This is a genomic window from Streptococcus sp. HPH0090 (assembly GCF_000411475.1).
Taxonomy (GTDB): Bacteria; Bacillota; Bacilli; order Lactobacillales; family Streptococcaceae; genus Streptococcus.
On sequence record NZ_KE150465.1, the window covers coordinates 209222 to 221816 of the forward strand.

Sequence of the window (12595 nt, forward strand, 5' to 3'; positions counted from 1 at the left end):
AGCCACCTGATTTGGTGGCTTCTTTAGGGAGATTATTATGAAAAAGAAAAGTTTAGGATTTCTATTAAATAAAGTTAGGAGGTCTTTACTTAATGATTACATGATACATGAGTAAACTTAAAGTTAACTTAAGATAAAAGAATTATTTAAATTTTTTTCGATCTACCCAAATCATTCCTGTACAATCATAAGTAGATAAGGTTTCAAACCCCAGAGAACGGTAAAAATCCAAGTTTTTTTCTGTCTGTTCAGTCGCTAGTTGTATTTGGTAGGCATCTTTATAGTCAGCTAAGGCTTCTTTCATCAAGTTACTACCAATTCCTTGGCGCTGATAGCTAGGCAAAACAATCAAATCCTGGACAAAAACGGATGAAAAACCGTCTCCAACCAGACGCACTAAACCAACGATTTCCTCACCATCACGCGCAAGATAAGTCGTTAGCGAATGAGACAAGGCCTGCTCCAACATCTGTGGCTGATTGGTATAGTTTGTCCAACCAACTGCCTGATAGAGATGCAAAACGTCATTAATTGAAACAGATCTTTCATTTGTAATCTTAATCATAACAAACCTTTCTAACATTCTCTAAGAGATTTCAACTGTTGCCCATTTTCATCAAAATTCTCAGATTTTAACCACGCTTCAAATCGTGCTTTAACCTTTGGCCAGTCCTTATCGATCATAGACATCCAATCCGTGTCTCTAGTACGACCTTTATAGATAACAGCTTGGCGGAAGGTGCCTTCATAGACAAAGCCCAAACGTTCTGCTGCTCGTCTTGATGGCAGATTTAGAGCATCGCATTTCCACTCGTAGCGGCGGTAGTTGAGTTCTTCAAAGACATAACGGGCTAGCAAACAGTGAGCTTCTGTTCCCATCCTGGTCTGTTTGAGAGCCGGAGAAAAAGTCACCGAGCCAACTTCAATGGTGCGATTGGCTTGGTCAATACGCATGAGCGAAAAAGTACCCAGTGCTTTACCAGTCGCTTTATCGATAATCGCGTAGTAAAAGCGATCCTTTTGCTCAATCATCTGCTTTAAAGCTACCATTAACTCTTCTAGATTAGCCACAGGTGGTTGAAAAAGGTAGGTCCACATCTCACGAGGGCTATCTGGACCATAGACAGCTAATAAATCCTCCGCGTGCTTTTCCACCGATAGAGCTTCTATAATCGTATATCGCCCTTCTATCCGTACAAGTGAAGGCAAAACTCCAGGTGTGTCGTCTACAGGTTCACCAATCATCTGACCATATTCATTCACAGGCATAGTTTTCTCCTTGTCTCAATCTTATAAGTTTAAAGATGTGAATAGTATATCACATCTCACAGGTAATCTACAAAAAATCCTCCAGATTCTACTCTGAAGGATTCATTTCTTATTTAATAACGATATTAACCAATTTAGTTGGCTTCAATAGTCCAGTGGACTATTGAAGGTGGCAGATAGGACTAATAAACTCGTTATTTAACGACAATATTCACGAGTTTATTAGGGACACTAATTACTTTCACGATTTCTTTGCCATCAATCTCTGCTTTGACTTTTTCGTCAGCTAGAGCGATTTCTTGTAATTCTTCGCGTGAAAGATCCTTCGCAACCATGAGTTTAGCACGGACTTTACCTTTGATTTGGACGACGATTTCAATTTCGTCTTCAACCAATTTGCTTTCATCCCATGTTGGCCAAGCTACGTAAGAGATAGACTCACCTGTTGCTGCGACTGTTTGCCAGAGTTCTTCTGCCAAGTGAGGCGCAAATGGAGCAATCAATTGGATAAAGCCTTTGGCGTAGTCTACATAAAGTTTGTCTTCCTTGTTGGCAGCATTGACAAAGACCATGAGTTGGGCAATAGCTGTGTTGAACTTCATCGACTCGATTTGCTCAGTGACAGCTTTAACAGTTTCGTTATAGACCTTGTCAAGAGCACCATTGTTTTCCGCAACGATTTCTTTACTTGTAATCAAACGGTAAACACGGTCAAGGAACTTACGGCTTCCTTCCAAGCCTTCTTCAGACCAAGCGATGGAAGCATCAAGTGGTCCCATGAACATTTCATAGACACGAAGGGTATCCGCACCGTATTGTTCCACCACATCGTCTGGATTGACAACGTTCTTGAGAGATTTAGACATCTTGGCTGGTGCTTGCTCCAACTCTTCCCCTGTTTCCACATGGAAGAAGGAACCGTCACGTTTTTCAACCCTGTCAGTCGCTACAAGAGCTCCACGGTGGTCACGGTAGCTAGTTCCCAAAATCATTCCTTGGTTAAAGAGTTTTTGGAATGGCTCCTTAGTAGGTACAACACCAAGGTCATAGAGGAATTTATGCCAGAAACGAGCGTAAAGCAAGTGGAGCACGGCGTGTTCTGCACCACCTACGTAGATATCGACTGGCAACCATTGTTTGAGGAGATCCTCGTCAGCCAATTTCTCAGTGTTGTGTGGATCGATATAGCGGAGGTAGTACCAGCTTGAACCTGCCCATTGTGGCATAGTATTAGTCTCACGACGACCTTTGACACCATCCTCACGAGTCACTTCAAGCCAGTCTGTCAAGTTAGCCAATGGGCTTTCACCAGTACCTGAAGGGCGAATGTCCTTGGTTACTGGCAAGACAAGTGGGAGTTCACTTTCTGGAACAGCTGTTGAAGTTCCATCTTCCCAATGAATGATTGGGATTGGTTCACCCCAGTAACGTTGACGGCTAAAGAGCCAGTCGCGGAGACGGTAGGTAACCTTTTCTTGACCAAAGCCTTTTTCTTCTAGCCAAGCTACAATCTTGGCAATCGCTTCTTCTTTGTTGAGACCGTTCAAGAAGTCAGAGTTGACGTGAAGGCCATCTTCTGTGTAAGCAGCTTCTGCTACGTTTCCACCTTCCAAGACTTCTACGATTGGAAGACCAAACTGTTTAGCAAATTCCCAGTCACGCTCATCGTGGGCAGGTACGGCCATAACAGCACCTGTTCCATAGCTAGCAAGGACATAGTCGGCAATCCAGATTGGGATTTCTTTGCCATTGACAGGGTTGATGGCATAGGCACCAGTCCAAACCCCTGTTTTTTCCTTGGCAAGGTCTGTACGAGCCAAGTCTGATTTAAGGCTGGCTTGGTGTTTGTAGTCCGCTACAGCCTCAGCTTGTTCCGGACTTGTGATAGCATCTACTAGTTCATGCTCAGGCGCCAAGACAGTGAAGGTCGCACCGAAAAGGGTATCAGGACGTGTCGTAAAGACGGTGAATTCCTTGTCTGTTCCTTTTACTTTGAAAGTGACATTGGCACCAGTTGATTTACCAATCCAGTTGCGTTGCATGTCCTTGATAGACTCTGGCCAGTCAAGGTCATCCAAGTCATTGAGCAAGCGTTCCGCATAGGCAGTGATTTTAAGCATCCATTGGCGCATTGGTTTGCGGACAACTGGATAGCCACCACGCTCAGATGTCCCATCTGGAAGAACTTCTTCGTTGGCGATAGCTGTTCCTAGTTCCTCAACCCAGTTTACTGGCACTTCAGCTTCATAAGCCAGACCTTTTTCGTAAAGCTTGGTGAAAATCCATTGCGTCCACTTGTAGTAGTTCGGATCTGTAGTATTGACTTCACGGTCCCAGTCGTAAGAGAAGCCAAGCGCATTGATTTGACGTTTGAAGTTGGCAATGTTTTCTGCTGTGAATTCCGCTGGGTCATTTCCTGTATCCATAGCGTATTGCTCTGCAGGCAAACCAAAGGCATCCCATCCCATTGGGTGAAGGACGTTATAGCCTTGCGCACGTTTGAAACGACTAAGGATATCTGTTGCTGTATATCCTTCTGGGTGTCCTACGTGAAGACCAGCTCCGGATGGGTAAGGGAACATGTCAAGCGCATAAAACTTCGGTTTTGAAGCATCTGTTCCTGTCTTAAATGTGTGATGGTCAGCCCAGTACTTTTGCCACTTAGGCTCGATTTCTTTATGATTGTAAAAACTCATGCTGTCTCTCCAATTTTCGTGATGCTCCTATTATACCATTTTTAGAGGGAATTAGCCTCTTTATTCTTAACTCTTTTCTTTTTTGACCTTGCCTTCCATTTTTAATACTGCTATACTTACTTTAACAGACTCTTCCCAAAGAGGTGAATTATGCCCCATTCCTTCAAAAATTCTCTCCAAAAAGAGATTCTTCACCGTAGTTCTTTAGCTGCCCTAGCGACTTCTCTCTTACTCCTTATCCTTCTATTTGGATTTTCCTATTTCCTTCAAAAGCAGCAACTAGCTAAGGATACTCAACAAATTACTCAACATGTTCAAGACATGAAACAAGCAAATTATGAATTATTGGAAACCATGAATAAAAAAATGGTTCCAGAATTTATAGAAGGTAAACACACTGATAGAGAATTATTTAGTCTATTTTATGAAACAAAAGCTCAACTAAAACTCAGTTCTGATTTTGTCATTCTCGATGAGACTGGTGAACTTTTATTTAGCACCAATCGCAATCATAAAGAAACTCTTTTAGCTCCCTATTATTTAAAATTATTAATTCAAAACACTACCCAAGGGTCCATTTCAGAGAAAGTTGCTCTATCGATGGACAAGCAACATTATGCTGTCTTTATTATGCCTATAATTCAAAATCAACGAGCAATAGCATATAGTATTTCCTTTGTGAATGAGAATGATTTCGTATCAAGCATCCCCTTAATTAATTCAAAATACATCATCACAGATTCCTTTGGTAATATATACTCTAGTAATACTAATCAATTTACACAATCAACTCTAGAAAAATTTGATGAGAAATCGCTCCGTTCAAAAACACATTGGTTCGTTGAGAATCCAATCTTGATTGAAAAACGTAAAGTTGATTCAATTTTTTCAATTTACACTTTCCAATCATTCTTTCCTATTCCTAGCTTACTTAGCCTTGCTTCCATACTAACACTTTGTATCTTTCTATTATATTTTTGGCAGGCTAGGAGAATCGCCCATAAAATCGCAACCCATAATGCTGGTCCTATTGAAAGTTTAGTCTTTCAATTACATGAAATTCCTAAGAAAAAAGAAAAGAAACTTACTCTCCATACTGAGGATGAATTTGAACTGATAGCTGAGAAAATTAACGATATGCTACAAGAGTTGGACGAGCTTCATCAAAAGATGTTGACCATTGAAAAGGAAAAGTGGGTTTTTGAAAGAAAAATGCTAGAAGCTCAGTTTAATCCTCACTTCCTATACAATACCTTGGAAACTATTAAAATCACAAGTATGATTGATGCCAGTATTACACAAGACCTTATTCAAAATCTCACACGCATCCTGCGATACAGCGTGACTGAATTAGAGAAAGAAACGACTCTTGGGAAAGACTTAGAAATTATCGAAGCTTATCTAAAGATTCATCAAATCCGCTTTGAACAATTTTCTTATCATATTGACTGTTCTCAGACACTATATTCCCAAGTCATCCCAAAACTTTTCCTATTACCCCTTGTAGAAAATGCTCTAAAATACGGAAGGCAGTATCGTATAGATCTCGCCATCTCTATAAAAATCACTCAAGATCAGGAAAAACTAACCTTTATCGTCAGTGATAACGCCGGGGGGTTGACTAAACAAGAACGTCTACATATCTTAGAATCTCTGAATAGCCCACATACACAACACGGTATTGTCAATAGTTATAAACGATTGAATAACTTTTTTGATAATGTCGAATTAGATTTGGGAGTCAACTCCAAAGGTGAAACCTGGGTAAAATTTGTAACGAAAGGAAGAACACATGTTTAAACTTATCATTGTCGAAGACGAACATCTAATTCGAAAATGGCTTGAGATTGCTGTAGACTACTCTACTTTAGGTATTCAAGTTGTAGGAACCGCTAGTCATGGACAAGAAGGAATGGAACTGATTCAAAAACTAAAACCACATATTGTGCTAACAGACATCACCATGCCAATCATGGATGCTTTCATGATGTTTGAAGCCACACAGTCTATTTCCTATGAAAAAGTAATTCTATCTGGCTACGATGATTTCCAAAATGCAAAAAAGGCTATGCAATTTGGAGCTGTAGATTTTCTATCAAAACCTATAAACGTCACTGAATTAACAGAGTGTCTAGAAAAAATTACACTGCGTCTTCAGATGAATCAACATCAAAACAATCCATTTTCACAAGATTATCAGACCTTTGTCACCACTCTTCAAAAAATTAATCCTCAAAACCAATTGATTCAACAAATTCTCGAATTTATACACCAGCACTACTCCGAACACTTTACCATTTCTACCATTGCAGATAATTTAGGCTATAGTGAAAGTTATCTATATAAAGTTATCAAAGAAGATTTTCCTATTACCTTGAACGAATATATTTTGCAATATCGTTTAAAACAAGCGGTTGAAAAAATGATCCAACAGCCTGACTATCCTCTTAGCCAAATTTCTGAACAAGTGGGGTTCTCAGATTATAAGTATTTTGGAAAAGTTTTTAAAAAATATTTTCATATTTCTCCAAAAGAATTAAAAACTATTGGAAGAATAGTATAGAAACTATTCTTCTTTTTTTGTAGAGAATTTTCCCCTAATAGGATAGAATTTTGAGTTTTAAAAACGCTTACATTTATTTAAAATAGATATAACAAAAACTTTGGAGGTATCCATCATGAAAAAGAAATGGATGTATTTTGCTGCTTGTGGACTTGCTATTTTAGGGCTGACTGCCTGCTCTTCTGACGATTCTTCAGGGGATAAAGCAACTGAAAATGGAGGAAGCGATACTCTTGTAGTCTATTCACCAAACTCAGAAGGGTTAATTGGTGCAACAATTCCTGCTTTTGAAGAAAAATATGGCATTAAAGTTGAACTCATTCAAGCAGGAACTGGTGAACTCTTTAAAAAGCTAGAGTCTGAAAAAGAAGCGCCTGTAGCAGATGTCATCTTTGGTGGTTCCTATACTCAATATGCCACTCACGGAGAACTCTTTGAAAATTACGTTTCTCCAGAAAATGAAAATGTGATAAAAGAATATCAAAATACAACCGGCTACTCAACTCCTTATACATTGGATGGTAGTGTGTTGATTGTAAATCCTGACTTAACTAAGGGTATGAATATCGAAGGATATAGCGATCTTATCAAACCAGAGCTCAAAGGGAAAATTGCAACAGCTGACCCTGCTAACTCTTCTAGTGCTTTTGCTCAACTAACAAACATGCTACAAGCTGAGGGTGGCTATACAGATGACAAAGCTTGGACTTATGTCAAAGATCTCTTTACCCTAATCGATGGTAAAATCGGATCAAGTTCATCTGGTGTTTATAAGGCAGTGGCAGATGGAGAAATGGCTGTTGGTCTTTCATATGAAGATCCTGCAGTTAAACTTCTAAACGACGGTGCTAACATTAAAGTTGTTTATCCAAAAGAAGGAACTGTTTTCTTACCAGCAAGTGCTGCTATTATCAAAAACGCAAAAAATAAAGAAAACGCTAAGAAATTTATCGATTTCATCATTTCTCAGGACGTACAAGATACTCTAGGTACTACAACTACTAATCGTCCTGTTCGTAAAAATGCTAAAACTAGCGAAAATATGAAACCAATCGAACAAATCAAAGTACTAACTGAAGACTATGACTATGTCATCAAAAACAAATCAGACATTGTTAAGAAATACAACGAAATCTTTACAGATATCCAATCTAAACAATAATAGGGGTTGACTATGAGCGAGATTAAAATTATTAATGCTAAGAAAATTTACAATGACGTACCCGTTATCGAAAATTTAAATGTTACAATTCCTAAGGGGAGCCTTTTCACTCTCCTTGGGCCTTCAGGATGCGGGAAAACAACTTTGCTTCGTATGATTGCTGGATTCAATAGTATCGAAGGAGGAGAATTCTACTTCGATGATACCAAAATTAATAACATGGAGCCTAGCAAACGTAACATCGGAATGGTATTCCAAAACTATGCGATTTTCCCACATTTGACAGTACGTGATAACGTAGCGTTCGGTCTCAAGCAAAAGAAAGTTCCAAAAGAGGAACTCATCAAACAAACGAATAAATACCTTGAGTTGATGCAAATTGCTCAGTACGCTGATCGTAGACCAGATAAACTTAGTGGTGGTCAACAACAACGGGTTGCCTTAGCACGTGCTTTAGCTGTTAATCCTAGCGTTCTCCTCATGGATGAACCCCTAAGTAACCTAGATGCCAAACTTCGTTTAGATATGCGTCAAGCTATTCGAGAAATCCAACACGAAGTTGGTATTACAACTGTCTACGTAACTCATGACCAAGAAGAAGCCATGGCAATTTCTGACCAAATTGCTGTTATGAAGGATGGTGTTATTCAACAAATCGGTCGTCCAAAAGAGCTTTACCATAAACCAGCAAATGAATTTGTTGCAACATTTATTGGTAGAACAAATATAATTCCTGCTCGTTTAGAAAAACAAGCTGACGGAGCTTATATAGTTTTCGAAGATGGCTATTCTCTTCGTATGCCAGCTCTTGACCAAGTTGACGAACAAAACATCCGTGTCAGCATTCGTCCTGAAGAATTTATCCGTGATGAAAATGGCCCAATCGATGGAACAATCACCGATAGTGTTTACCTTGGACTTAACACTGAATACTTCATTGAAACAGGATTTGCTCCAAAACTTCAAGTAAGTGAAGAATCAACTTTCGAAGAAGATTTAGAAAAAGGAGATTGTGTTCGTTTACGAATTAATACTCAAAAACTCAATGTCTTCTCTGAAGACGGTTTGCGTAATCTCATAAAAGGAGCCAGCCATGGAGCGTAAAAAACTAAACATCTGGACTGCATCTTCCTTCTTCATTTTCCTTACATACTTGGTTTTCTTGGTCTACCCTATTGTGACTGTATTAAAGCAAGCACTGGTACATGAAGGTAGATTCTCTTTAGAAAATTTTGTTACATTCTTTAGCAAATCTTATTATTCTGAGACACTCATTAATAGTTTTAAGGTTTCCGTAACCGCCACAATTACTTCTGTCGTTGTTGGTACCTTACTAGCTTATCTCTTTTCAATGTACGACTTCAAAGGTAAGAAGTTTTTGCAAATTTTGATTATCATTGCATCTATGTCAGCTCCTTTTGTTGGTGCATACTCTTGGATTCTACTTCTTGGTAGAAACGGAGTAATCACAAAATTTTTAACCAACACACTACACCTGCCAAGTTTTGACATTTATGGTTTCCAAGGTATTGTACTTGTCTTCACTCTTCAACTTTTCCCTCTCGTCTTCCTTTATGTAGCTGGAACTATGAAGAGTATTGACAATTCCCTCTTGGAAGCTGCGGAAAGCATGGGATCTTTCGGCTTTAGACGTATTGTAAAAGTCATTTTACCTCTCTTGGTCCCAACTTTACTAGCAGCAGCACTCCTAGTCTTTATGAGAGCTTTCTCAGACTTCGGTACTCCGATGCTGATTGGTGAGGGATATCGTACCTTCCCGGTATTAATCTATACTCAGTTTATCAGTGAGGTTGGAGGCAACTCAGCTTTCGCATCTGCTCTAGCAATCATGGCTATTACAATCGCACTTGCTATCTTCCTCATTCAAAAGTACATTTCAAATCGTTTCAGCTTCAGTATGAACTCGCTTCATCCAATCGAACCTAAGAAAACGACAAAAGGAAAGATGGCTGCTATTTATGTGACTGTTTATGGCATTATCTTATTCTCTGTATTGCCTCAAGTTTACTTGATTTACACATCATTCCTTAAGACATCAGGTATGGTTTTTGTCAAAGGATATTCATTAAATAGCTATAAGACAGCCTTTAACCGTATGGGATCTGCTATTTTCAATACCATTCGCATTCCTCTACTTGCCTTGATTCTAGTTGTTGTCTTTGCGACCTTCATCTCATACCTTGCAGTTCGTAAGCGCAACCTATTTACGAATCTAATCGATAGTCTTAGTATGGTACCTTATATCGTACCAGGAACAGTTCTCGGTATTGCCTTTATTTCTTCATTCAATACAGGTATCTTCGGAAGTGGTTTCCTTATGATCACAGGAACAGCCTTCATCTTAATTATGTCCCTATCTGTAAGAAGACTTCCTTATACTATTCGCTCTTCAGTTGCTAGTTTGCAACAGATTTCTCCGAGCATTGAAGAAGCTGCAGAAAGTTTAGGAAGTAGTCGTCTCAATACCTTTACTAAAATCACTACCCCAATGATGCTTTCAGGTATCATCTCAGGTGCAATCCTATCATGGGTAACAATGATTTCAGAACTTTCTACTTCGATTCTCTTGTACAATGTGAAGACTAGAACAATGACCGTAGCTATCTACACTGAAGTACTTCGTGGAAATTATGGCGTGGCAGCTGCTTTGTCAACTATCCTCACTGTCTTGACAGTTACTTCATTGTTACTATTTATGAAAATTTCTAAAAACAATAGTATTACACTCTAGTTTTTCTCCTAAAAACAGCCAAATTTCTTATTGGCTGTTTTTTTATTTATACTCTCTTACTAAGTTAATTCTTAATAAATAATATTAATGCAAGTTAGTGCTTTTTATGGTAGAATATAGGAAAGTGCTTTCTCAGAAGGAGGAAAATATGAACAAACAAACCATCGCTGTCTTAGGGCCTGGTTCTTGGGGTACTGCACTGTCACAAGTTCTTAATGACAACGGACACGAAGTGCGTATCTGGGGTAATATTCCTGACCAAATTGATGAAATTAATACACAACATACTAACAAACGCTATTTTAAGGATATTGTATTAGACGATAAAATTGTGGCCTATCATGATTTGGCAGAAGCCTTGAAGGGTGTTGATGCTGTCTTGTTTGTGGTACCTACTAAGGTGACAAGATTGGTAGCTCAACAGGTAGCTGCTGTTTTGGACCATAAAGTGGTTATTATGCATGCTTCAAAAGGTCTCGAGCCAAATAGTCACAAACGTCTTTCAACCATTCTTGAAGAAGAAATCCCTCAAGAGTTCCGCAGTGAAATTGTAGTTGTATCTGGTCCTAGCCATGCAGAAGAAACAATCGTCCGTGATATTACCTTGATCACGGCTGCATCCAAAGATTTACAAACTGCTCAGTATGTTCAGGCTCTCTTTAGCAACCATTACTTCCGTCTTTATACCAATACAGATGTGATTGGAGTGGAAACAGCTGGTGCTCTTAAAAATATCATCGCTGTTGGTGCAGGTGCCCTTCATGGACTTGGCTTTGGAGACAATGCAAAGGCTGCCATTATCACGCGCGGGCTTGCGGAAATCACTCGTCTAGGGGTTAAACTTGGAGCAAATCCACTGACTTATAGCGGACTTTCTGGAGTTGGGGATTTGATTGTTACCGGAACATCTGTCCACTCACGTAACTGGCGAGCTGGAGATGCTCTTGGTCGTGGTGAAGCCTTGGCAGATATCGAAGCAAATATGGGAATGGTCATTGAAGGAATTTCAACAACCAAAGCTGCTTACGAATTGGCGCAAGAACTTGGAGTTTATATGCCAATCACCCAAGCCATCTACCAAGTTATTTATGAAAATGTTAATATTAAGGATGCCGTTACTGAACTCATGAGTACTGAGTTCAAAGCGGAAAACGAGTGGTCATAATCACCGTTAGAAAGGATGCTCATGAAGCAAAAAGTTAGAAAAGCTGTTATCCCTGCTGCGGGACTTGGAACTCGTTTCCTGCCCGCAACCAAAGCCTTGGCCAAAGAAATGTTGCCAATCGTGGATAAACCAACAATCCAGTTCATCGTTGAAGAAGCTCTCAAATCTGGTATTGAGGACATTCTAGTTGTAACAGGGAAATCAAAACGCTCTATCGAAGACCATTTTGATTCAAACTTTGAACTAGAATACAACCTCAAGGAAAAAGGAAAAACTGATCTTTTGAGACTAGTTGACGAAACAACTGGTATGCGTCTTCACTTCATCCGTCAAACACATCCACGTGGCCTCGGAGATGCCGTTTTACAAGCCAAAGCTTTCGTCGGGAACGAACCTTTTGTGGTTATGCTAGGGGATGATCTCATGGATATCACAGATGACAACGCTGTTTCATTGACCAAGCAACTCATGAATGATTACGAGGAAACTCATGCCTCTACTATCGCCGTAATGCCTGTCCCACATGATGAAGTTTCTGCCTATGGTGTCATCGCCCCTCAAGGCGAAGGAAAAGATGGACTTTACAGTGTTGAAACCTTCGTTGAAAAACCAGCACCTGAGGATGCACCAAGTGATTTAGCCATCATCGGTCGTTACCTTCTCACACCTGAAATTTTCGGTATTCTTGAAAATCAAAAACCAGGTGCCGGAAATGAAATCCAACTAACAGACGCTATCGATACACTTAACAAAACTCAACGTGTATTTGCTCGCGAATTTAAAGGCTCTCGTTACGACGTCGGGGACAAGTTTGGATTTATGAAGACATCCATCGAGTACGCCCTCAAACATCCTCAAGTCAAAGATCACTTGAAAGACTACTTGATTGATCTTGGAAAAGAGCTTTCAGGAGATAAATAATTGATGAAACCAGGTTCAAAATGTTCCTGGTTTTTTTACTGCCTAAACACCTCCAAATCTTGCCTAA

At 39.5% G+C, this 12595-nt stretch carries 10 protein-coding genes; 7 read left to right on the forward strand and 3 right to left on the reverse strand.

The genetic code is table 11. From position 1 onward, the window contains the following. Nucleotides 1-142: 142 nt before the first annotated feature. The 3 genes from HMPREF1481_RS08740 to leuS form a co-directional block, all read right to left on the reverse strand. Nucleotides 143-565 carry a GNAT family N-acetyltransferase gene (locus tag HMPREF1481_RS08740; protein WP_016466303.1) on the reverse strand — a complete coding sequence of 141 codons (423 nt, stop codon included), beginning with the start codon at nt 563-565 and terminating at the stop codon, nt 143-145. Nucleotides 566-576: 11 nt separating this feature from the next. Further along, nucleotides 577-1269 (reverse strand): GNAT family N-acetyltransferase, encoded by a 693-nt coding sequence (locus HMPREF1481_RS08745; RefSeq protein WP_016466304.1) that lies wholly within the window; start codon nt 1267-1269, stop codon nt 577-579. A 194-nt stretch (nt 1270-1463) separates the two neighbouring features. Next, nucleotides 1464-3965, reverse strand: coding sequence for a leucine--tRNA ligase (leuS, locus tag HMPREF1481_RS08750; RefSeq protein ID WP_016466305.1), 2502 nt, complete (start codon nt 3963-3965; stop codon nt 1464-1466). Nucleotides 3966-4115: 150 nt separating this feature from the next. On the opposite strand from leuS, the gene HMPREF1481_RS08755 reads away from it, so the two are divergent. The 7 genes from HMPREF1481_RS08755 (at nt 4116) to galU (ending at nt 12528) form a co-directional block, all read left to right on the forward strand. Continuing rightward, nucleotides 4116-5765, forward strand: coding sequence for a sensor histidine kinase (locus HMPREF1481_RS08755; protein ID WP_016466306.1), 1650 nt, complete (start codon nt 4116-4118; stop codon nt 5763-5765). Further along, a complete protein-coding gene (locus tag HMPREF1481_RS08760) occupies nt 5758-6528 on the forward strand; it encodes a response regulator transcription factor (RefSeq protein WP_016466307.1) in 771 nt (256 codons plus the stop codon). Before HMPREF1481_RS08755 ends, HMPREF1481_RS08760 begins: the two co-directional genes overlap by 8 nt. 115 nt (nt 6529-6643) lie before the next feature. Then, complete coding sequence (locus HMPREF1481_RS08765; protein ID WP_016466308.1) at nt 6644-7690, forward strand: ABC transporter substrate-binding protein; 1047 nt, start codon at nt 6644-6646, stop codon at nt 7688-7690. Between the two features lie 12 nt (nt 7691-7702). Next, the gene (locus tag HMPREF1481_RS08770) at nt 7703-8794 is read left to right on the forward strand and encodes an ABC transporter ATP-binding protein (RefSeq protein ID WP_016466309.1); all 1092 of its coding nucleotides are present in this window, start codon (nt 7703-7705) and stop codon (nt 8792-8794) included. After that, nucleotides 8784-10442: an ABC transporter permease gene (locus HMPREF1481_RS08775; protein WP_016466310.1), complete on the forward strand. Its 1659-nt coding sequence runs from the start codon at nt 8784-8786 to the stop codon at nt 10440-10442. The genes HMPREF1481_RS08770 and HMPREF1481_RS08775 overlap by 11 nt, the downstream gene beginning before the upstream one ends. A 148-nt stretch (nt 10443-10590) precedes the next feature. Continuing rightward, nucleotides 10591-11607, forward strand: a complete 1017-nt coding sequence (locus tag HMPREF1481_RS08780; protein ID WP_016466311.1) for an NAD(P)H-dependent glycerol-3-phosphate dehydrogenase — start codon at nt 10591-10593, stop codon at nt 11605-11607. 21 nt (nt 11608-11628) lie between these two features. Continuing rightward, on the forward strand, nt 11629-12528 hold the full coding sequence (gene galU, locus HMPREF1481_RS08785; protein ID WP_016466312.1) for a UTP--glucose-1-phosphate uridylyltransferase GalU: 900 nt from the start codon (nt 11629-11631) through the stop codon (nt 12526-12528). Nucleotides 12529-12595: the final 67 nt, after the last annotated feature.